Here is a 19,649-nt window from a genome sequence, read left to right on the forward strand (position 1 = left end):
TACCCGACGCGGCTGCCCTCAGTGAGGAGAGTTCAGGCCTTGGGCGGCGTGTTGGTCGCCGGACCTTCCGGCGCAGCGCCGCCCTCGCCTGTCCAGTCACTTCCCGTGGCGTCATCCAAGGCAGGGTCGGACACCACGTCCGACTTGATAGTAGGGACGGTGGTGACGGTGGGCTTGCTGCTGGAAGAGGAGTCAGTATGCTGACCCGCCTTGGGGGAAGTGATGCCAGGGAACATCGCTTCTGCCTTTTCCAGCAACTTCTTGCCGGCCTCATACAGATTGTCCAGAACGTCCGGCACGGATTCCTGGACTGCTTCCGTGGCCTGGTGCACGTTCTCTTGAACCTCAGGGTTCTTCCAAAGCTTCTCGGTGCCTCCGCGGACCCGCCGGTACACCTCCGGCCAGGACTTCGATCCCCATACGTAGCCGACAGCCACGCCGACGGCGAACAATGCTTTGCCTTTCACAGCAATCACTCCTTCCGAGGTGTTATTCCTTGACACTATCCCTGCCGGGCATGCCGTGTCACCTGCCCATTGATTGCAGGCCGGTTAATAGTGATTTGCCGAAATAAAACATTCGACTAAACTGTTATGCCAACCAGCGGATAACCGCAGGAAGTAGCCGCATGAAACCCGAGGAGTGAAACCATGGGACTGGGTGACAAGATTAATAATGCCGCCGAAGAAGCAGGCGGCAAGATCAAGGAAAAGACCGGCGAAACCACCGGCGACAGGAACCTGCAGGCCGAGGGCGTCGGCGAACAATCTGAGGCAAACCTCAAGCAGTCCGGCGAGAAAGTCAAGGACGCAGCTCAAGGAGTCAAAGACTCCCTCAAGGGCCACTAGACCGCGAATCCGCAGCATTCGGGGCCCGCAAGCAAGGGCTGACTAATAGTCAGGTTACTTGCTACTTGCCCCGGGAGCCGCTAGCGTTGCTGGTGTAGTACCGAGTCCGACCCAATCGGCAGGAGTGCTTTATTGGCTGCATTTCATAAATTCATCGGGGTTGCATAAATAGTTCCAATCCCCACATTCCATAGGGCCTCCAGGGGCCCCATTACGGTGCCTACACCTTGGAACAGGCACCCGATGAACATACTCGCTTCATCACGTTCATGGAATTTCCATCAACAAGAAAGTAGGAGCAAAAATGGGTTTCTTTGGTTTTCTTCTGCTCGGTCTTTTGGCCGGCGCTATCGCAAAGCTTATTCTTCCCGGCCGCCAGGGTGGCGGCTGGCTGGTCACCCTCCTGTTGGGCGTCGTCGGCGCACTCCTGGGTGGCTGGATCGGCGGGCTCATCTTTAACACGGGCCTGCAGGAATTCTTCTCCCTCACCACATGGCTCCTGGCTATCGGCGGCTCCATCATTGTGCTGCTGATCTACGGCCTGGTCACCAACCGCAGGACCCACCATGGCTAACAACCAGAACCGCGACGCCAACGGCGACGAACTCGAAGGCCAGTATTCCGAAGGCGACTACGGAGACACAGGTGTGTCCCCGGAGACACTGAAGGAAGATGCCGGAGGCGACTACACCGAAGGTGACTACGCCGAGAAGACGGTACCTTCGGCTGACGCCGAACTGGATGAAAAGAACACGGAAGACATCCCTGGGGACCGACCCTTCTCCTCCGAACCGGACGAAGAAGCTTCAGGCTCCAGTCGACCGTAACAACTGAATACAGCCAAGAACCCGGAGAACTGCAGATGCAGTCTCCGGGTTCTTGCGTTGTGCGGGTTCATACATTGTGTGGCCTGATATTTTCGGGCATGGATTGTTGGGGCATCGACTCGGAAGTCCGCGTAGCGTCGATGAAAAGGATGGAGCACCGGGTGCAAGACGGAGGCATGATGCAGGGTTGGAATCGGGCCATAGAGCTCATCGAGCAAGACCTCACCTCGGATATCGAGGTAGGTGTTTTGGCTCGTGCTGCCCTGACCTCCGAGTACCACTTCCGCCGGATGTTCTCCTCCCTGGCTGGCCTGCCCATATCTGAGTACATCCGCAGGCGGCGCCTGACGGCAGCCACTGCGGAAATCCTCGAGGGCGGGACTGTGCTGAACGTTGCCGTCCGCTATGGGTACGGATCGGCAGAGGCATTCACCCGTGCGTTCAAAGCCCTGCACGGGTTGAGCCCCTCTGAGGCACGACTGCCGGGCGCGGTTCTCCATTCCCAACCTCAATTGAGGTTCCACCTCCGAGTTGAAGGAAACGCCGACATGAAGCACCGCATAGAAGATCAACCTGCTTTCCGCCTCATAGGCCTGAAAGCCCGTGTCCCTTTGGTCCACGAGGGACCCAATCAAGCCATCATCGACTTCCAGCGAGGACTGGACCCCGCTGTCACCAAGCAATTGTTGAAGATTGCGGACATGGATCCCGCAGGCCCGCTCTCAGTCACTGACAACATCGAAGAGCAGCGCATCGAGGGAAGCGAACTGGACTACTGGCACGCAGTAGCCTCTACGAAACCGGTCCCGGAAGGTTTCGAGTCCATGGAGGTCCCGGCCGGCCTGTGGGTGGTCTTTGAAGCCGAGGGAAAGTTCCCGGAAGTCCTGCAGGGTATGTGGGCTGATGCCGCCACGGAATGGTTTCCTGCCAACCCCTACAGGTGGGCACAGGGTCCGGAAATGCTCAGCGTCCAGGTGGAACCCGGCGGCACGCATGGCCGCGGGCAACTGTGGATCCCCATTGAAAGGGAAGAACTACGCTGAGGGAGCTGATCCCAGAAGCTGCCGAATTTCATCCAAGGGCAACACGTTCTGCCGGTATTCACGGGTGAGGACCCGCAGTACGGACTCTGCGGCTTCCGCGTTCTCTGTCCCAATGGCCTCGGCCGCATAAATCACCTTGATGTTGTGGGCAAAGGCGTCAGCGGCCGTTTGGGCGATGCAGTTATGGGCTGAAATGCCGGCAAGAATGACGGTGTCGACGCCCCAGTTCCTCAGGCGCATGGCAAGATCTGTACCGAAAAAGGCGCTGTCCCGGGTCTTGACCAGCCGGGGATGATCGGCAGTGAGCAGTCCGGGAACGAACTCGGCCTGCTCACTGCCCCTGAAGATAAATCCCTGATCATCGTCGAGCATGTTCAGGCTCCATGTGGATTTGTCCCGTTCATGCACTGTTCCTACCAGGAGCACTTTGGACCCGGCTTGGAGCGCTGCGCTGGTCAACGAATTGCAGGCAGCAACAATTTCTTCCTGGCGCCTCTTGAGAGCAGGGTCCTCGAAGTAGGCGTTCTGCATGTCGATCACCACCACAGCGATCATCGTTGTACTCCCTAAACCTAAACCTCAACAATCCGCCCGGGCAGAGATCAGAGTCCCTTCCCGCCCGTGACGGGAAGGACTGCTCCCGAAATATAGGAACCTTCATCGGACGCCAGCAACACGTAGGCTGGCGCCAGCTCGGCAGGCTGGCCGGCACGACCCAGGGGTGTGTCCTGCCCAAAGGTGGGGAGCTTGTCCGGCCATTCGGTGGCTGGGATCAGTGGAGTCCAGATAGGGCCAGGCGCCACTGCATTGACGCGGATCCCCTTGGGCCCGAGTTCCTCGGCCATGGCCTTGGTGAAGGCCACCTGGGCCGCTTTGGTCATGGCATAGTCGATCAACTGGGCGGACGGATTAAACGCCTGGATGGATGCCGTGACAATGATCGAGGCGCCCGGCCGGAGATGCGGAATGGCTGCCTGCGCCGTCCAGATCAGCGAGTACAGATTGGTTTTGAAGACACGGTCGAACTCCTCCGTGGGTATGGTTTCCAGGCCTTCGCGGTTCTTCTGGTAAGCCGCGTTCAAAACCACCACGTTGAGCCCACCAAGCTCCTGCACTGTACGTTGCACAATCTCCGCCGCGAAGCCTTCATCCCGCGCATCACCGGGCAACAGCAGGGCTTGCGCTCCGCACTCACGGATCCAATCCGCCGTCGACTGCGCATCTTCCTCTTCCTCCGGAAGATAACTAATGGCCACGTTGGCGCCCTCGCGCGCGTAGGCAATGGCTACCGCAGCGCCGATGCCGGAGTCACCGCCGGTGATCAACGCGGTCTTACCCTGCAGGCGTCCGTGCCCCACATAACTCTTCTCGCCATGGTCCGGTTGCGGATCCAGTGGTTTGGTGAGGCCCGGCTGTTCCTGCTCCTGCTGGGGGAATTCGCCCGAGTGGTACCCGCGGCGGGGGTCTGACGGTGGGGAGGTGAGACGGTTCCCGTCGGTTTGCGGCTTGTCAGTCTGGTTCGGATCACCTTGAGTCATGGTTCTGCCCCTTTTCAGATTGCACGGCACGGTGCTTTATTCACTCCACGGTACTTTTGCCCTGTACCCGTACACCCGAGCTCCTAAACGCAGTCAGGACTAGGTCCGGAGGGTCCTCGCTTTGACCATAAGGAACAACCCGTAGGCGATGAGCCCCAGTGCGACGGCGGCCAACAAGTACAGGCCATAGGGCTGCTCCTTCAAGGCTTTCAAACTTCCATCAAGGCCCGTTGATTGCTCGGGCTGCGCGCGAACCGCGGCGATGACCACCAACAGCCCCACCAGGAAGAGGGCGATCCCCTTGGCGATGTAACCCACCATGCCAACCCAGAGTTGGAACTTGTGCACGCCCGGGTTGGGTGAAAGGGATAGGTCCTTGGTGAACTTGCGACGAAAACCCCTCACAGCGAAGACGACGCCGGTAATCGCGACGCCGGCGCCGATGGCGATCAGCAAGAAGACCCCGAACGGCGCCTTCATAAGAGTGACGGTGAAGTCGCTGCTGGACTCCCGACTGTTCTGGCCCTGCCCCACTACGAAAGAAATGATGGTGGCCGCCAACGCAGCGAACACCAAGGCCTGGCCTAAAGCCGATAACCGCTTGGTCAGTTTGTTGTCAGAGGCGATTCGGTAGCCGAGGATGGCATTTCCCAGTTGCCATAAAGCCAACGCCGCACAGGCTCCAAAGCAGGCCCAGAGCAGGAGGGGCCCGGCTGGTTTGTTGGCCAACTCGGTCACAGCGCCGCTGACATCAGCCTCGCCGCCGCGGCCCACCGCGAGTTGGATCGCTATGACGCCAATGAGCAGGTGCAGGAGCCCGCTCACGGCATAACCGGCCCGGGCAACAGCTGCGAAAGCCTGCGAATTCGCGGCTTCCTCGGCCACATCAGCGGCCTTTCTCATCTCTTCCTTGATGGCAAGCCTCCTTATTTTCGCGCTGGACTCCATCGTCCCTTAAACGGCGTCGGGCAGGTACTCGCCCGAATAACGAGGTGCCTGCCCTAGTGAAAGCTTGGCGCCCTAGAAGCCGACGACCGACTGCGGCCAGATGCTCCTGAGCCCCGCGCCAAGGGGGTTGAACTGCTCACGGACGGTCACCACTGCACGGGTCTGGCCAACGGTTTCCCCAGCGTGGCCCGCGGCGTCCGGGGCACCTGTGAGGGCTTCGGACTTGGTGTGGGCGGCGCCGGCAGTCACGGACTTGGCGGAGATCTGGTCAGTCATTTCGGTGGTCCTTCCTGGAAGTTCCCGTCAGCTGATTGGCTGATGTTTCAACCATCGGACGGGGTCCTCAAGAAGGACGCCGGGTCATCTCAAGATTCCCTCAAGATTCCTCCCGGCGCGTCGAGTCCGCCCGCCGAGGTGGCATTTAATGACAATGTTCCGCGTCGCGATTGTCATTAAATGCCATCTCGGCGGGACAAAGGATCTAGCGGGCGTCCTTTTTGGCTTGGCGCTGGGCACCTTGCGAACGGCTGGAAGCGTCCCGCTTTACTCCGCCGGTGGTCTTCTGGTGAGACCGGGTCCGGTCCGAAGTGGTAGTGGATTTGGTGCCGGTTCCGGAGCTCTCCGGCCCGGTGGACTTGTCGGCGCCGGCGCGTTCCAGTCTCTCATCCTTGAGTTCTTCTGCCGCCTCGTGAGCCACCCTGGCGAGTTCTGTGCTCACTATGGAGAGTGCTTCCTCGAACACCAGGGCCCGGGCACGCGCTTTGTCCGACTTGTTGGCGGCGGCTCCGCGACCACCGGCTTCCAGCACTTCGTCTGCCGCTTTGCGTCGATAGTTGGTGGTGTATTTGTTCCGGGCCTTCCGCACCCGTTTATGGAGTTGGAGCAGGCCTTCCTCGTCGAGGAGCTCAAGTCTTGCTGGCTCCAATTCGCGAATCAAATCAAGTTGATCTTGTTTCAACACCCACAGATATTGGTCCATTCGCCGATGATTCCACACCTGCTGTTAGAGGTATAGAGCGTCACTGTGTTCTCACTCAACTGCACGGCCCTGGTGCGGATCGATAGCCTGCTGCTCCGGTTCCAAGAGCCAAGTCATTGCCTCGGCTTCGGAGGTAAAGAACCTCGTGGGGCAGGGCGCGGGCTGGGCGGCCAGTTGGTAGTCGACAAGTATGCGGTCAACAGGATTTTCACCCAGCAACGCGATTCTGGAGGCCGCACAGGGCTCGATGAAAACGTCACGTGCGGCGCGACTCAAGTGGCTCGCGTTGGCCATCCTGACCAGCAAGGGATAGCGATTACCGGCAGCGAACTCGTTGACAGCGTCCACGGCAGCCCGGGCGTTGCCGGCTTCAATTCTGACACCCGGGTCCCAAGCCAGTAACAGGACATTGTCCGCCTCGAGCTGAAGGGTGTAGTCGACGTCGTCCGCTTCGGCCATGGAACCGTCTCCATCTCTGCAGGATTGCAGGACTGCCCGCACACCACGGGCTGACTCCACCCTGCACCACCCAGTATTCACCCCGTCTCACCCGAAACGAGTGATTTTTGGCTGGGGGTCCGGGGCGTGTAAGAGATCAGGCGGTAAACCGGCGCCGGTAGTCCGTGGGTGAGGTGGCAAAGGCGCTGGCAAAGTTCTGCCTGAGGGTCACGGAGCTGCCGAACCCGCAGTCGGCCGCAACCTGGTCAACAGACAAATCGGTGGTTTCCAACAGGCGGCGGGCCGCATCCAGGCGGCGAGTGCGTATCCAGGCCGACGGCGTGGTCCCGGTTGAGGCGCGGAAGGCGCGCAGGAAAGTTCGCCGGCTCATGTGGGCCTGGGCCGCGAGCCGGTCAATGCTGAGCGGCTCTCTCAGCCGACCCAACGTCCACTCAAGCAAACGGGCCATCGGGTCCCCCTCAGCTCGCGGCGGAAGGGGATGCTCGATGTACTGGGCCTGCCCACCTTCACGGTGCGGGGCGATGACCAGGCTTCGCGCCACTTGGTTGGCTGCTTCCGCTCCCAAACGGCCTCTCACAACGTGCAAGCACGCATCGAGTCCGGACGCTGTGCCAGCAGACGTCAGGACGTCGCCGTGATCGATGTAGAGCACTGTTTGGTCGAGGGAGACATCGGGGTGCCGGACAGCGAGGGAATCAAAGGCTTGCCAGTGGGTCACGGCAGATCGTCCGTTCAGGAGACCGGCGTCGGCAACGGGGATCGCTCCCAAACACAAACCCACTATGGTTGCGCCCCTGCCATGGGCTTCCCGGAGGACGTTGCTGAGGACTTCGCCGGGCTCGCGTTCGTCGTCGAACCAGGACGGCACCACTACGACGTCGGCGTGTACCGCCGTCGAGGGGCCTTGGACCTCCCCCAACATGTAGCCCTCGGTCGTTTGGATGTGGCCCGAGCGGTCAGAGAACAGGACGGTATTCCACTCGGCCAAGCCCTGGCGTGAGACCTCGTCGAACACCATTTGCGGCACGGCCAGATGGAACATTGTGACGCCGTTGAATGCGTACACCGCGATCTTCATACTGATCTTCCCTTACGCTTTGGCCCGAATCAATCGTATATGGGCATTCGTGCCACTGGTGCCCGGCGGGCAAGGGACGAATGATGAAAGGGACAACCGAATGTCGCCCCAGCAACCACTACGGGAGAACACCATGAGCACACCCCGCCGCGCCCTCGTCCTCGTCGATGTCCAGCAGCAGTACTTCAGCGGCCCGCTGGAAATTCAGTACCCGCAGCACCAAGAGTCTCTTCCGATGATCGTGAAGGCCATCGAGGCCGCAACTGCAGCCGGCATCCCCATTGCGGCAATCCAGCACAGCGAAGGTGAAGGCGCACCCGTCTTCGCCCCGGGCACAGCGGAATACGAGCTGCACCCCGAGGTGGAAGCCCGCCGAACCGGTTCATGGAAAAAGGTGGTCAAGCAGTACGGTTCGGTCTACGCCGGCACGGATGTCGCCGCATGGCTGCGGGAGCACGACGTCGACACCGTCACCTTGGTGGGTTACATGACAAACAACTGCATCCTGGCCTCAGCCGTTGAAGCAGAATTCCTCGGCTTCGCCACTGAAGTAATCTCAGATGCCACGGGAGCCATCAACCTCAGCAACAACGCCGGAACCGTGGACGCCAAGACCGTTCACACCACGTTGATGGCGTTGTTGAATTCCAACTGGGCCGCCGTTGCTCCCACCGAAGCATGGGCCAAGGCCGTCGAGTCCAGGCAGTCGCTGGAAAAGAGCGATCTGGGCAGTTCTGCCATGGCAGGGGCCGCGTTGCACGCAGCGTCCTGAAAAGCTTCCTGACCGGATTGGATCAATGCGACGACGGCGACTCCGCCTCCTGGCTTTCCCGTTCTTCCGCCGCTGTCTGCGCATACGAGGCAGATACGCGGCGGTAGACGGGAGTCAGGAAAGCGATCAAGGCGACGACGATCATGATGATGCCGGCGGCCAGGAACACCAAGGCGATGCCACGGGAAATTCCTTCGCCCAGCAGGGGAGCAAGGCTGGCCGCCCCTTCCTCGGATCGGGCGAAGGGGATGATCCAGAATTGGGCGATCGGTGCGATGAGGAAGGCGGTGATGGGCGCCGCCGCGGACTCGAACGCCATGGCGAAACCAAACACCCTGCCCTGCCGCGGTAGTGGCACCACCTTTTGGATGACGGTCTGTTCAGCGGCTTCAACCACAGGGACCAGCGCCATGTAGAGCCATATTCCCACGATGTAAAGCCAAGCCCACTCGCGGACCGTAAACACCGCACCGATGAACCCCATCAACAGCACGGCAATGAGCATGGTCCGCAAGGGATTGGACCCGAGGCCGAACTTGCCGATCAGCGCACCTCCAACAATGAACCCCGTGGCGCCAATGGCGAAGACAACTCCCCACATCTCCACGGAGAACATCTCCAGGCCGTACGGGTCCATCAACGCCATGTAGACACCGCCAATGAAGTTGTTGAAGGTGGAGAAAAGAATCAGCGCAAAGAGGCCGGATACTGCCATGACGGCAGCCCACGACCCCCGCAAGTCGAATCCGCCTTGCGCGTCGGAAGCAGCTGCCCGCACTTCCTCGGGCAGGCGCAGCATCAGCAAGTGCCCGAAAGCCAACGAGGTCAGCACCAAGGCGACAACTACCGTCCACCCCATGCCCAGCAGTCCTACCGACAGTCCGGAAAGGACCGAAGTGACCACGAACATGAGCCCTTGCACCATGCCCACAAGCCCGTTGGCGTTGGCCCGCCGGTCGGGTTCGATCAGGATGGTGACTGTGGTTGAAAGAGCTATGTTGCGCATGTTCTCCACCACCGCGCCGATCAGGATGATCATAGTGAAGATCCAGAACCAAGGCTGTGTCAGGTCGAGCAGTGCCTGCTCCGGCGTCAGCAGGAACATGACTCCGGACAAGACGAACATCACCAGGGTGAAGGCCCCGGCGAAGCGCATCACCGTCAGTTTGCGGTAACGGTCCACGAAGGTTCCGAAACTGATGCTGGAGAGGGCGATCAGGAGCATGTACGCACCGCCGATCACCCCAGTGGCGATGACATTGCGCGTCTCCAAGTACACCCAGAACGTCAGGGCGTACCAAAGATAGCTTGTGGTGATGTTCGCGAGGGCAGTGTTCACCAGGATCCCCGTAAAAGTCCGGGATCTTTGCGCGGGAGTGCGTAGGGAGAGATCGATACTGTCAGTAGACGCGGCGGAGGCCGGTTCCTGCTCGGTCATGCGTCCCAGTAAACCACCGCCGCCACGGTCCCGGTAGTATCGGCAAGGAATCCTAAAGACGCTTGGGGGAGTAATAACATGACGGAAGTTCAAGGGCATCTGTCCTTCACCGATGACATCAGCCGGGATCTGGAATTACAGGAATATGGCCTGGACCCGGCAGTGGATTCCACTCTCCTTCCCAATGCCGCCGTCATGAGCGCACTGCAGAACCTCGTGCGGCTGGCAACGGAGCTTTGTGGCGCTCCGTTTGGCGTGGTCAATATCATCAGCGCGGAATACCAGCACCAAATCGGGGCTTGGGGCGTGGACCCCGGAGTCTGTTCCCGCGAGGATTCCATGTGCGCCAAGGTGTTCCTTTCCCGTGAAAGGACCGTGGTTGCCGATGCGTCACAGGATCCCCGATTCGCAGACAATCCCTTTGTCACCGGTGAAATCGGGAACGTCCGTTTTTATGCATCGGTCCCGCTGCAGACAGAATCGGGGTTCGTCCCGGGAACGCTGTGCGTCTTCTCGGATAAAGCCAACGAGCTGAGTCCGGAACAGCAGAGCATGCTCGAAGTCCTGGCCAAGCAGGTTGTTGAGCTTCTGGAGCTTCAGCACCGCACGGTACAGCTTGACCGCACCTATGCCGAGTTGAGGCACAGCAACGCAAAACTCGCCGCATTCGCCGGCCGCGTCAGCCACGATCTCCGCATTCCCCTCACCACCATCCTGGGCTATGTGGAACTGGTGGAAGACGATCCCGACGTAGAACCGAACAGCACCGCCGCGCGCTATCTGGACCGAATTGGCTCCAGTGGACGGCGGATGCTGGGAATGCTCGAGGATGTGCTGAGCTACTCCCGGGTGGGCGGCGCGATCCAGCCGGCCCAGGTGTCCATGCGCGAGGTCACCGAAGAAGTTGCCCGTGACCTGGGAGTCGAGAATGACGGCGTGGTTGAAGTCCAGGACCTCACGCTTCACGCCGACCGCGGACAGCTCCGCACGCTGTTGCAAAACCTGCTCTCCAACGCCATGAACTACCGCAGTCCCGACCGTGATCTGCTTGTCAAGATCAGCGGGGTTTCCAACTATCACGGAGCCACGATCTTCGTGGCGGACAACGGTAAGGGCATCAAACCCGAGGACCGTGCCAAGGCCTTGGAACCGTTGGTGCGCCTGCGTCGGCAAGGCGACGGTCCCGGCTCCGGGCTCGGCCTGGCCACGTGCAGCAGCATCGCGAAAGCCCACGGTGGCGACCTCACCCTGGCTGAAACTCCCGACGGCGGAACCACCGTTACGGTTAGTTTTCCAGCCGGCCTGTAGTTAGTTTTCCAGCCGGTCTCTAGCCGCTCCGGGGTGTCTCCGGGGTCTATGGCGTTGTGCCTGCCATCATTCGAGGCATGACCACCTCGTACTTCCGGTAGAGGAAACCATGCAGCGGCCCGCCCCCGTCCGCTCACCGTTCACGATCCCGCTCGTAGTCATCGTGCTCTTCATGGCGGCCTGCGTCCCCATGACCACGCAACCGGCACCGCACGCACCAACCGCGGTCATCGGGACGCCTCCGTCCAGGATCGCCCTCCAACCGTCAATCGTGGACATGACCACGCGCACAGCCGGCACAGCGCCCACCGTTGCCACGTGGCAATACATCAGCGGTGCCCAGACCTTCAACAGTCAGCTCGATGCCCGACTGCTCAGCATCTTCGATGCCCGGGCCGGAGGTCGCCACGAACCGGCGGCACTGCCGGCTACCCCCGCTGCACTGCTGGCCGACGGCGTTTCGATCACCCATGAAATTGTCCTGGCTACCGGAAGCGTTGTTGGATCCAGGTTCGTGCAAACATCCATGGCCAGCGGCGTCCGCACCGCCCGCAGCGAGGAGATCACTTACGAGGACCTCAGCACTGGCGTTGTTACCGGCAGTGCCAGCTTGATCAAACCGGCCATGACCAGCACCTTACGGACAATACTCGGAGATGCCATCGGTACGGCGTCCCCGACGCAGGCTCCGGGTCCGGACCGGGCTTCGCCAACAGACCCCGTTTCCGACGCCGAGTTGCTCACCGCCGTCGCCTTTACCTCCGCCGGGGACCTCAGCGTCACCATCCATCGAGACCCCGGAACAGGCGCCGCGTTGCCCACCTCCGTCACCGTGACTTTGAATGCCGCAGCAACAGCCGAGGTCATTTCCCCTGCAGGGCAGGCCTTGCGCACCGCGGTCATTTCCGGGGCACCGTTCAAGGCCCCCCAGCCCGCACCCGGCGGCCTGGCTCCTGTCAACTGCGACCTGGTGGCCTGCGCTGCCCTCACCTACGATGACGGGCCCAACGCCCAAACCACGCGCCTTCTGGCGATACTCGACAAGCACAGAGTCTTCGCCACGTTCTTCCAACAGGGCGGATACGTCAAGGCCAATCCGGCGGTGGCGAAGGCCGTGGCAGCTGCGGGTCACACCATCGCAAACCACACCATGAGCCACCCGTACCTGACGAAATTGTCGCCGTCGAGCATCGAGAGCGAGGTCAAGGGAGCCCAAAATGCCATCGAGAGAGCAACGGCAGTGGTGCCCGCATACGTGAGGCCACCTTACGGAGCAACCAATAAGTCAGTGGCCGCTTCTGTAGGGTTGCCCCAAATCCTCTGGGACGTCGACTCCATGGATTGGCAATCCAAGAACAAATCCGTGTTCCTCCCCCGGATCATGAGCCTGGTCAAGCCAGGATCCATCATCCTCCAACACGACGTCCACGCTTCCACCGTGGATGGCCAGGTGGAGCTCATTGCCCAACTCAAAGGCAGGGGCTTCTATCTGGTCACGCTCCCGCAGCTTTTCGCGGGCATCGACCTGATGCCCGGTGCGTCATACAAGTGCCGCGGAACCGCACCGGGATGCGTTGCCGGACGCTGACGGCCCAGAACGCTGACCTGGCGGAACTCAACGCACGACGGCGGCAGGTCGCCGTCGAGCGCTAATTCACGTCGGCAGGGCTACTTGCCCCCCCGTTTCCTTTGGCTTTCTCAGGCTTTTTCTCGCTCTTGCCGTCGCTCTTTTCCTTGGCGATATCCGTGCCCGGCTCCGCTGCGGGTGCTGGCGCCGGTGCCTGTACCGGCGCGGGTGCCGGCTCCTGAAGATTGATCACCTCAGCGGGCTGGTCATCCGCGGGGACAGCTTCGGCAGGCACGGCTTCGGCAGTCGCCGGCGCAACAGGAAGGGCGGGCACCACCGGCGTCGTCGGCTGCGGCTCAGCCTGGGAAACCCCGGTGTCCGCGGGGTGGGAGGGGTCCGTTGTGTTGCCCGTGGGCGTGAGCCCCTGGGAGAGGATCAGCAAAGCGAGCGGAATGGTTACCGCTGCTGCGGCCACGCCCCTAACGGTCCTGGGTCGCCGCTTATTGAAGTCCCTAAGGCTGGTGACGGCAGCCTGCCGCTTGGTTGGCGTGCGGAGTGGTGGCCTCGACGGCACGGCCGGCAGCAGGGCAGTCCTGCGCCCGGACTGGATCCCTTCATCCCCGAGCGCCTGCTCGACGTGTTGTGCCGTTGGGCGCTTTTCGGGATCCATGTCCGTCATGGCTTCAAGGAGCTCCCGCAGCGGACCAGGCAATTCCAAGGGGACCTGCGGCGCGCGGTGGAGGCGGGCTGATGCCGTTTCAATAGGCGTGCCCGGGTATTCAGACTTTCCGGTGAGGCATTCGAGGAGTACCAGGCCCAGCGAGTAGATGTCGCTCGCGGGAGTCAGCGCCAGGCCCTGCGCCTGTTCCGGGCTGAGGTATTGGGCGGTCCCCACGGTAAAGCCTGTTGCGGTGAGGCGGTTGTCGTTCATGACCAGAGCGACGCCAAAGTCCGCCAACTTCACAGACTGTCCCACGCCGTCGTCGTCGGATACCAGGATGTTGGCCGGCTTGATGTCGCGGTGGATAACTCCGTGCTCATGAACCTGGGACAGGGCCCCGGCGAGCCGGATCCCGATGCGCGCGGTCTCGGGAACAGTGAGTGGTCCGTCAGCCAGTATGGCGCGCAAATCCCGGCCATCTGCCAGTTCCATGACCAGATACGCGCGCTCTTCGTCGTTGCGCGTATCGACGCCGGCGTCAAAGGCGGCCACCAACCCTGGGTGATCAAAGGCGGCCAGGAGCCGCATTTCATTTTCCTGGCGGGCACGGAACGACTCATCGCCTGAACCGGGCAGGAAAATCTTGATGGCTACCTCGCGGCCAAGGAGCATGTCCGTCGCTTGGTAGACGGCAGACATGGCACCCCTGCCCAGCAAAGAGCCCAGCTGGTAGCGGCCATCAAGTGTTTCAGCGGCGTCTATTCCTTCATCGCCTGTTCCTGCGGTTTCGCTGGAGGCGGGGAGTTGGGGGTCCACGGCCTCGTCATTGTTGCCCACGAATGTCACGTCCTTCAGGCATACCTGGAGCCGTGGAACCACTGTCCCTGCGTCACCAAGCAATGCCGTCAATCAAACTTTCACGATGGCCGCGCGACCGACTGCTTCAGCCACGAGCGGCCCAGGCAATGAGCCCAAACAGCATCATCCGGTTTCACCAGATCAGTTATCAGGATACTGATTAAATCGCGGGAAGGGCAATGTGAAGGCTCAGCGACTGCGAGAGTCAGCCGGCTTGCAGTCGGTCCACAGCCGCGCGAAGTTCGCCCGCCTGAACGCCCAGCGACCATTCAGCGACGTCGGTGACGAACCGCGTGAACGCCTCGTAATCAAAGGATCCGGCGTTGTTGACGTAGGAGCCCACGCCGTCGATGGCCACCCAGATCCGGATGCAGGCTGCGAACGGATCAGCCACCGCGAAGTCACCGGAGCTAACACCATCCTCAATAAGGAGGGTCAGCCTCGTCCTATCCAAGTATTCCTGGGCCAGCAACGCCTCGGACAAAGCCGGACTGAAGCGGGATAGATGCCGGGCATTGAGCCACAACCTAGTGAGCTCAAATGCGCCATTTCCCTCGATGCGCGAGACGAGGTGGGCCATTCGCTCAAGGGGAGTCCCGTCGTCGGGAAACAGTTCTTCCCGCTCCTCCGAAACGGCGCGCACAAAGGCGGCGATCACCAGATCCTCGGCGGCCGGGTAGTAGTGGCTGATCAGTCCGGGACGCACCCCCAGCCGGTCAGCTACGGCGCGGAGCGTGATCCGCTCCAGCCCCTCATTCAGGGCAATCGAAGCAGCTTCGACCAGAATTTCGGCGCGGCGCTCATCGGGTAACTTTCGGACGCGTTGGGATGCGGGGCTTGACACCATGCCGCTCAGTCTATTGGATTAGTGACCAATAGCTCATTGGTCGTGCGACCAATAGTGTCGATGGGCCGGTTCCCAGCGTTGCGAACCGATCCTTGCCCGAGAGGAACAGCGTTGTCCCAGCCCCATGTGACCGATCCGGTCAGCTACCCCGAACCGCTTGCCCACCCAGAAACCCGCGGCATCGAACTCATCGAAGCCTCCGAACGACACGGCCGCGCGCGGGACCTCTTCCCGGTCTGGGCGGCCCCAAACGTCAGCATCCTGAACTTCACGGTTGGCGCCTCACTCATCCTGCTCGGCATGGAACTCTGGCAGGCCTTCGTTGTCATCATCGCCGGAAGCCTCCCTTGGATCCTCACCGGCATCGTCGCCACCAGTGGTCCGGCAGCGGGGACGTCAGGCTCCGTCATCACTCGGGCCATCTACGGAATCCGCGGCAACAGAGTTGTGGTCGCCTTCTTTGGATGGTTTATCTCCGCAGTCTTCCTGGCCCTGAACTGGCTCGCATCCTCGTTCATGGGCGCTGAACTCCTGGCACAGCTTGGTTTCACGGATCCTGTCCTGGTTCCGGTATTCGTCACCGTCCTGGTTGCCGCGATCACCGTTCTGGTGGCGGTGTTCGGCCACAGCCTGATCCTGCGCAGCTACCCCGTGGTGGCCTCCGTGTTGCTGGCAATCTTCCTGCTGGTTACGGCGTTCATCCTCCCTCACGTGCAGTGGGGCTACTCTGCACCCGCGCCCTTGGAAGGTGCGCCACTGTGGTCTGCGATGACCATCGGTTTCACCATCCTCGCCTCCACTCCCCTGTCCTACTCGAATAGCCCGGACCTGGCCCGCTACCTCCCGAAGACCACCAAGCGTTCGCACATCATCGCTGCCACAGCGTTTGGTGGCGCCCTGCCCTCCATGTTCTTCACAGCAGTAGGTGCGCTGCTCGCCACGGGAATTGATGCCGCAGCGATGGATCTGGGCATCGAATCGGCGCTCCTCGCCCTGCTCCCGGCCTGGCTCGGACCTATATTCGTGGCGGGCGTCATCATCAACACCGTCTCGCTCAACGGCATGACCACATACACGGCCAGCATGGCGTTCCAGTCCATCGGCGTTCCCATCCGGCGTATTCCCTCGGCAGTGGTAGTTGGAGCGATCGGCACTGCGCTGACTATCTATTTGGTGATGTCCACCAGCCTCCTGGACGCCGTCAACCTGATGCTGCAGGTGCTGGTCCTTATATCCGGACCCACCATGACGGTCTTTGCCACGGACGTCATTGCCCGCCGCAACCGCTACAGCGGACAAGAGCTCTTCGACGAAAAGCCCGGCAGCCCCTTCTGGTACACCGGCGGCTGGCACGTCCCCGGGTTGCTCGCCATCGTCGTCGGCGCGGCCGTGGCATCCCTCTTCCTCACCAGCGCCGTGTGGACAGGCCCCATTGCAGCGGCCATGGGCTACCTGGATCTCTCGGTTCCGGTGTCCATGGTGGTTACTGCCGGGGTGTACATCGTCCTGACGCGCCTGGCCGCGAAACGCCGCCCTATCGCAATCCCCTCCGTCGAAGGAGCCCACGCATGACCACCACCGGACCGCACCCCGCCCGCTACACCGGCGCCGCCGAGCAGCCAACCCTCGACACCTGGCAGGAGGGACCGCACAACCGCTGGACCTTCGCGCACTTGGGCGAATTGCTGCCGACGGCGTCAGTCACCCGCCGTTTCCCGACCGCCCCGGCTGGGGCTACTGAGCGCTTGAGCTCCTTGGCCGTTCCCCACTTAATGCAACGGCTGGAGGAGACATACACCGACGCCTTCCTGGTCCTGCACCGCAACGAGGTGATCGCAGAGTACTACCGCCCAGGCTTTGCCCCGGACGATCTTCACCTGGTCATGAGCGTTTCCAAATCCATGTGCGGCTTAGTGGTGGGGGCTTTGGTGGACTCAGGGGACATCGTGACGTCCGCCCGCGTGTGTGACTACATTCCCGAACTCGCAGGATCAGCCTACGACGGCCCCACCGTGCAGCACGTCCTCGATATGGCTCTCCACCTCAACTACAGCGAGGATTACCTGGATCCGGCCTCAGAAGTCCAGACTCACGACCGCTCCGCAGGCTGGCGCACCCGGCAAGCCGGCGACCCGGAGGACACGTACACCTTCCTCACCGCCCTCACGGGCAACGGCACTGCGGGCACGTTCCAGTACTGCTCCGCGAACACGGACGTGCTGGCATGGATCATCGAGCGCGTGACCGGGCTCCGGTATTCGGACGCACTCTCCAAGTACCTGTGGTCCAAGCTCGATGCAGATCGGGACGCCACCATCACCGTCGATTCCGCCGGGTTCGGCTTCGCGAACGGCGGGGTCTCCTGCACCGCCCGCGACCTCGCGAGGGTGGGCCGGTTAATGCTCGACGGCGGCGTAGGTCCGTCAGGCCGGGTGGTCTCCGAGGGGTGGACCGGCAGCATCCTCGCGGGCGGAGACCCCGAAGCCATGGCCGACTCCTCCTTCACCGCCCTTCACCCCCACGGCTCGTACACCCGGCAGTGGTGGTGCACCGGTAATGAGCGCGGCAATGTCACCGGGATCGGGATCTACGGCCAATACCTCTGGCTCGACCCCGCCACCGATACCGTGATCGTGAAGATGTCCACCTGGCCGGAACCAGACAGCGAGCACCTGCATGGGCTTCAGAACCAACTGCTCCTCGATGTCAGCCGTTCCCTGGATGAGCCACTAGCAATAAGAGAAGTCCCAGCAGAAGCAACAGCCCCGGAAAGCAAGGAAAACGCAGCGTGACCACCCAGCTCTATACCAATGCCCGCATCTTCACCTCCGATACCCGTCGCTGGGCTGAAGCACTGCTCGTTCAGGGTGAGCGTATCCTCTACGTCGGGGACACCGACACCGCGGAACGCCTTCGACCGGACGCCGAGCGGACTGATCTCGAGGGTCGCTTGGTTGTCCCCGGTTTCGTCGACGGCCATGCCCACGTAGTCGGTACTGGCGAAGCCTTGGGACAGGTCAGCCTGTGGGGTGCCAAGTCAGTGGAGGAGATCCAACAACGAATCAGGGCAAGGGCAACCGAACGCACGGATGCTGAGCGAATCCTTGCCACCGGCTGGCTGCATGGCGCAATTCCGGGCGGTGTCCCCGACGCGGCGATGCTCGATGCCGTGGTCCAGGACAAGCCGGTCTACGCCTTCGCCTACGACTTCCACTCCGTGTGGGTGAATTCGGCGGCGCTGGCTGAACTGGGGATCGACGACCACACGAAGGACCCGCACGGCGGCACCATCAAGCGCGACGCAGACGGCCACGCCACCGGCTACATCGACGAGAACGCGTTCTACGACATGGTGCTCCCCTACCTCGATGCCCAAGTAGGCAAGGAGGAGCACGAGGCCAGCATCGCCGCCGTCCAGCAGGCTTACCGCGAGACCGGCGTGACCGCCGCGTGCGATATGGGGTTCAACGAGACCGACCTCGAGGGTTTTAAGCGTGCCGACAAAGACGGCACATTAACCAGCCGGCTCATCGCCTACTGGCGCGTCAACAACGCTGGATCGACAGAGGAAAACATCGCCCAGGTCCAGCGGGCGGCGGCGCTCGCCGTCGAGCATGAATCGCCGTTCCTTCGCGTGGTGGGAATCAAGGTCATCATTGATGGCACCATCGACGGGTGCACGGCCACCCTCGGAATGCCGTACGCCGATGGTTCGAACGCGGAACCGATCTGGAGCCTGGAGGAACTCGCGCCAGTGGTTGCCGCTGCCGATGCCGCCGGTTTGAAGGTTGCCATGCATGCCATCGGCGACGAATCGGTACGGATCGCCATCGGAGCTGTGGAACACGCCGTGGCAGAGAACGGGCCCCGCGAACGCCGCCACCGCATCGAGCATCTCGAGTTGGTGGACAGGGCCGATGTCGATCGCCTCGCCGCACTGGGCATCACCGCCAGCATGCAACCGGTCCACGCCGATCCTGCCATCAGCGAAAACTGGGCGGCCAAATTGGGTGATGACCGCGTGGAGCGCGGCTTCCCGTGGCCATGGATTACTGAGGCGGGAGCACGGCTGGCCTTTGGCACGGACTCCCCCACGTCCCCGCACGCGCCGTTGCCCAACATGTACGTAGCCACCACCCGGGCTTCGGCCTTGGACGCTTCCGCTGGAACCAATGTCCCCGGCTTCGCCCTGCCCCTCGCCGAGTCGATCGAACATGCAACGCGCGATTCCGCGTGGACGTGCGGGGCGGAGCACCAAATTGGTCGGCTGGCTGCTGGCCTGTACGCGGACTTCGTGGTCCTGGACACCGATGTGCTTGCGTCCAGGAGCCCGGCCTCGTTGCTGGAAGCGAAGGTCTTGCAGACGGTGGTGGGCGGGCGGACTGTGTACGAAATGGACCAGGCCAAGAAGCACTAGCCACAAGCAAAGCGCCCGACGGCGACCTCCCGCCGTCGGGCGCTTCATTACGTGACGTAAC

21 protein-coding genes are annotated in these 19,649 nt (G+C 61.8%); 10 read left to right on the top strand and 11 right to left on the bottom strand.

Features of this window, described 5'->3' with window-relative positions:
• Nucleotides 1–32: 32 nt before the first annotated feature.
• Nucleotides 33–467, bottom strand: coding sequence for a hypothetical protein (locus ACNAOT_RS21625; protein WP_420179346.1), 435 nt, complete (start codon nucleotides 465–467; stop codon nucleotides 33–35).
• A gap of 183 nt (nucleotides 468–650) precedes the next feature.
• Between ACNAOT_RS21625 and ACNAOT_RS21630 the strand changes: the two genes are divergently transcribed.
• The 4 genes from ACNAOT_RS21630 to ACNAOT_RS21645 all read left to right on the top strand — a co-directional run bounded on the left by ACNAOT_RS21630 (nucleotide 651) and on the right by ACNAOT_RS21645 (nucleotide 2,718).
• Nucleotides 651–848 (top strand): CsbD family protein, encoded by a 198-nt coding sequence (locus ACNAOT_RS21630; RefSeq protein WP_420179347.1) that lies wholly within the window; start codon nucleotides 651–653, stop codon nucleotides 846–848.
• A gap of 304 nt (nucleotides 849–1,152) precedes the next feature.
• Nucleotides 1,153–1,422, top strand: coding sequence for a GlsB/YeaQ/YmgE family stress response membrane protein (locus ACNAOT_RS21635; protein ID WP_178993727.1), 270 nt, complete (start codon nucleotides 1,153–1,155; stop codon nucleotides 1,420–1,422).
• Complete coding sequence (locus ACNAOT_RS21640; protein ID WP_420179348.1) at nucleotides 1,415–1,675, top strand: hypothetical protein; 261 nt, start codon at nucleotides 1,415–1,417, stop codon at nucleotides 1,673–1,675. Before ACNAOT_RS21635 ends, ACNAOT_RS21640 begins: the two co-directional genes overlap by 8 nt.
• Before the next feature lie 176 nt (nucleotides 1,676–1,851).
• Nucleotides 1,852–2,718 carry an AraC family transcriptional regulator gene (locus tag ACNAOT_RS21645; protein WP_420179349.1) on the top strand — a complete coding sequence of 289 codons (867 nt, stop codon included), beginning with the start codon at nucleotides 1,852–1,854 and terminating at the stop codon, nucleotides 2,716–2,718.
• On the opposite strand, the gene ACNAOT_RS21650 is transcribed toward ACNAOT_RS21645, so the two are convergent.
• From ACNAOT_RS21650 to ACNAOT_RS21680, 7 genes are all read right to left on the bottom strand, one after another.
• On the bottom strand, nucleotides 2,710–3,273 hold the full coding sequence (locus tag ACNAOT_RS21650; RefSeq protein ID WP_420179350.1) for a cysteine hydrolase family protein: 564 nt from the start codon (nucleotides 3,271–3,273) through the stop codon (nucleotides 2,710–2,712). The two genes, ACNAOT_RS21645 and ACNAOT_RS21650, sit on opposite strands and share 9 nt — an antisense overlap.
• 47 nt (nucleotides 3,274–3,320) lie before the next feature.
• Nucleotides 3,321–4,256 carry an SDR family oxidoreductase gene (locus ACNAOT_RS21655; protein WP_420179351.1) on the bottom strand — a complete coding sequence of 312 codons (936 nt, stop codon included), beginning with the start codon at nucleotides 4,254–4,256 and terminating at the stop codon, nucleotides 3,321–3,323.
• A 99-nt stretch (nucleotides 4,257–4,355) separates the two neighbouring features.
• Nucleotides 4,356–5,159 carry a DUF1206 domain-containing protein gene (locus ACNAOT_RS21660; protein WP_420179352.1) on the bottom strand — a complete coding sequence of 268 codons (804 nt, stop codon included), beginning with the start codon at nucleotides 5,157–5,159 and terminating at the stop codon, nucleotides 4,356–4,358.
• Nucleotides 5,160–5,276: 117 nt separating this feature from the next.
• Nucleotides 5,277–5,480 carry a hypothetical protein gene (locus ACNAOT_RS21665; RefSeq protein ID WP_420179353.1) on the bottom strand — a complete coding sequence of 68 codons (204 nt, stop codon included), beginning with the start codon at nucleotides 5,478–5,480 and terminating at the stop codon, nucleotides 5,277–5,279.
• Nucleotides 5,481–5,685: 205 nt separating this feature from the next.
• Nucleotides 5,686–6,165, bottom strand: coding sequence for a hypothetical protein (locus tag ACNAOT_RS21670; RefSeq protein ID WP_420179354.1), 480 nt, complete (start codon nucleotides 6,163–6,165; stop codon nucleotides 5,686–5,688).
• Between the two features lie 69 nt (nucleotides 6,166–6,234).
• Nucleotides 6,235–6,642 carry an STAS/SEC14 domain-containing protein gene (locus ACNAOT_RS21675; RefSeq protein ID WP_420179355.1) on the bottom strand — a complete coding sequence of 136 codons (408 nt, stop codon included), beginning with the start codon at nucleotides 6,640–6,642 and terminating at the stop codon, nucleotides 6,235–6,237.
• A 136-nt stretch (nucleotides 6,643–6,778) separates the two neighbouring features.
• Nucleotides 6,779–7,720: a GlxA family transcriptional regulator gene (locus ACNAOT_RS21680; RefSeq protein ID WP_420179356.1), complete on the bottom strand. Its 942-nt coding sequence runs from the start codon at nucleotides 7,718–7,720 to the stop codon at nucleotides 6,779–6,781.
• A 133-nt stretch (nucleotides 7,721–7,853) separates the two neighbouring features.
• On the opposite strand from ACNAOT_RS21680, the gene ACNAOT_RS21685 reads away from it, so the two are divergent.
• On the top strand, nucleotides 7,854–8,492 hold the full coding sequence (locus ACNAOT_RS21685; RefSeq protein WP_420179357.1) for an isochorismatase family protein: 639 nt from the start codon (nucleotides 7,854–7,856) through the stop codon (nucleotides 8,490–8,492).
• Between the two features lie 22 nt (nucleotides 8,493–8,514).
• On the opposite strand, the gene ACNAOT_RS21690 is transcribed toward ACNAOT_RS21685, so the two are convergent.
• The gene (locus ACNAOT_RS21690; RefSeq protein ID WP_420179358.1) at nucleotides 8,515–9,930 is read right to left on the bottom strand and encodes an MFS transporter; all 1,416 of its coding nucleotides are present in this window, start codon (nucleotides 9,928–9,930) and stop codon (nucleotides 8,515–8,517) included.
• 78 nt (nucleotides 9,931–10,008) lie between these two features.
• On the opposite strand from ACNAOT_RS21690, the gene ACNAOT_RS21695 reads away from it, so the two are divergent.
• Complete coding sequence (locus ACNAOT_RS21695) at nucleotides 10,009–11,238, top strand: ATP-binding protein (RefSeq protein WP_420179359.1); 1,230 nt, start codon at nucleotides 10,009–10,011, stop codon at nucleotides 11,236–11,238.
• A gap of 109 nt (nucleotides 11,239–11,347) precedes the next feature.
• On the top strand, nucleotides 11,348–12,826 hold the full coding sequence (locus ACNAOT_RS21700; protein WP_420179360.1) for a polysaccharide deacetylase family protein: 1,479 nt from the start codon (nucleotides 11,348–11,350) through the stop codon (nucleotides 12,824–12,826).
• 61 nt (nucleotides 12,827–12,887) lie between these two features.
• Here the strand turns inward: ACNAOT_RS21700 and ACNAOT_RS21705 are convergent, their stop codons facing one another.
• Together ACNAOT_RS21705 and ACNAOT_RS21710 are read right to left on the bottom strand one after the other, a co-directional pair.
• Nucleotides 12,888–14,303, bottom strand: coding sequence for a serine/threonine-protein kinase (locus tag ACNAOT_RS21705; RefSeq protein ID WP_420179361.1), 1,416 nt, complete (start codon nucleotides 14,301–14,303; stop codon nucleotides 12,888–12,890).
• Between the two features lie 226 nt (nucleotides 14,304–14,529).
• A complete protein-coding gene (locus ACNAOT_RS21710; protein ID WP_420179362.1) occupies nucleotides 14,530–15,171 on the bottom strand; it encodes a TetR/AcrR family transcriptional regulator in 642 nt (213 codons plus the stop codon).
• Nucleotides 15,172–15,282: 111 nt separating this feature from the next.
• Between ACNAOT_RS21710 and ACNAOT_RS21715 the strand changes: the two genes are divergently transcribed.
• The 3 genes from ACNAOT_RS21715 to ACNAOT_RS21725 are packed head-to-tail and all read left to right on the top strand — an operon-like array spanning nucleotide 15,283 to nucleotide 19,588.
• Nucleotides 15,283–16,743, top strand: a complete 1,461-nt coding sequence (locus tag ACNAOT_RS21715; RefSeq protein ID WP_420179363.1) for a purine-cytosine permease family protein — start codon at nucleotides 15,283–15,285, stop codon at nucleotides 16,741–16,743.
• Nucleotides 16,740–17,963 carry a serine hydrolase domain-containing protein gene (locus ACNAOT_RS21720; protein WP_420179364.1) on the top strand — a complete coding sequence of 408 codons (1,224 nt, stop codon included), beginning with the start codon at nucleotides 16,740–16,742 and terminating at the stop codon, nucleotides 17,961–17,963. Before ACNAOT_RS21715 ends, ACNAOT_RS21720 begins: the two co-directional genes overlap by 4 nt.
• Nucleotides 17,960–19,588, top strand: coding sequence for an amidohydrolase (locus ACNAOT_RS21725; protein WP_420179365.1), 1,629 nt, complete (start codon nucleotides 17,960–17,962; stop codon nucleotides 19,586–19,588). Before ACNAOT_RS21720 ends, ACNAOT_RS21725 begins: the two co-directional genes overlap by 4 nt.
• Nucleotides 19,589–19,649: the final 61 nt, after the last annotated feature.

The sequence above is a fragment of the Paenarthrobacter sp. TA1.8 genome (assembly GCF_048595705.1).
Taxonomy (GTDB): domain Bacteria; phylum Actinomycetota; class Actinomycetes; order Actinomycetales; family Micrococcaceae; genus Arthrobacter; species Arthrobacter nitroguajacolicus.

What these genes read in the sequence shown, in the direction of transcription:
- ACNAOT_RS21720 (WP_420179364.1), top strand. Translation starts at nt 16,740, where the DNA reads ATGACCACCACCGGACCGCACCCCGCCCGCTACACCGGCGCCGCCGAG.
- ACNAOT_RS21655 (WP_420179351.1), bottom strand. Translation starts at nt 4,256, where the DNA reads ATGACTCAAGGTGATCCGAACCAGACTGACAAGCCGCAAACCGACGGG.
- ACNAOT_RS21675 (WP_420179355.1), bottom strand. Translation starts at nt 6,642, where the DNA reads ATGGCCGAAGCGGACGACGTCGACTACACCCTTCAGCTCGAGGCGGAC.
- ACNAOT_RS21685 (WP_420179357.1), top strand. Translation starts at nt 7,854, where the DNA reads ATGAGCACACCCCGCCGCGCCCTCGTCCTCGTCGATGTCCAGCAGCAG.
- ACNAOT_RS21700 (WP_420179360.1), top strand. Translation starts at nt 11,348, where the DNA reads ATGCAGCGGCCCGCCCCCGTCCGCTCACCGTTCACGATCCCGCTCGTA.
- ACNAOT_RS21645 (WP_420179349.1), top strand. Translation starts at nt 1,852, where the DNA reads ATGATGCAGGGTTGGAATCGGGCCATAGAGCTCATCGAGCAAGACCTC.
- ACNAOT_RS21680 (WP_420179356.1), bottom strand. Translation starts at nt 7,720, where the DNA reads ATGAAGATCGCGGTGTACGCATTCAACGGCGTCACAATGTTCCATCTG.
- ACNAOT_RS21630 (WP_420179347.1), top strand. Translation starts at nt 651, where the DNA reads ATGGGACTGGGTGACAAGATTAATAATGCCGCCGAAGAAGCAGGCGGC.
- ACNAOT_RS21710 (WP_420179362.1), bottom strand. Translation starts at nt 15,171, where the DNA reads ATGGTGTCAAGCCCCGCATCCCAACGCGTCCGAAAGTTACCCGATGAG.
- ACNAOT_RS21695 (WP_420179359.1), top strand. Translation starts at nt 10,009, where the DNA reads ATGACGGAAGTTCAAGGGCATCTGTCCTTCACCGATGACATCAGCCGG.
- ACNAOT_RS21640 (WP_420179348.1), top strand. Translation starts at nt 1,415, where the DNA reads ATGGCTAACAACCAGAACCGCGACGCCAACGGCGACGAACTCGAAGGC.
- ACNAOT_RS21650 (WP_420179350.1), bottom strand. Translation starts at nt 3,273, where the DNA reads ATGATCGCTGTGGTGGTGATCGACATGCAGAACGCCTACTTCGAGGAC.
- ACNAOT_RS21660 (WP_420179352.1), bottom strand. Translation starts at nt 5,159, where the DNA reads ATGAGAAAGGCCGCTGATGTGGCCGAGGAAGCCGCGAATTCGCAGGCT.
- ACNAOT_RS21690 (WP_420179358.1), bottom strand. Translation starts at nt 9,930, where the DNA reads ATGACCGAGCAGGAACCGGCCTCCGCCGCGTCTACTGACAGTATCGAT.
- ACNAOT_RS21665 (WP_420179353.1), bottom strand. Translation starts at nt 5,480, where the DNA reads ATGACTGACCAGATCTCCGCCAAGTCCGTGACTGCCGGCGCCGCCCAC.
- ACNAOT_RS21635 (WP_178993727.1), top strand. Translation starts at nt 1,153, where the DNA reads ATGGGTTTCTTTGGTTTTCTTCTGCTCGGTCTTTTGGCCGGCGCTATC.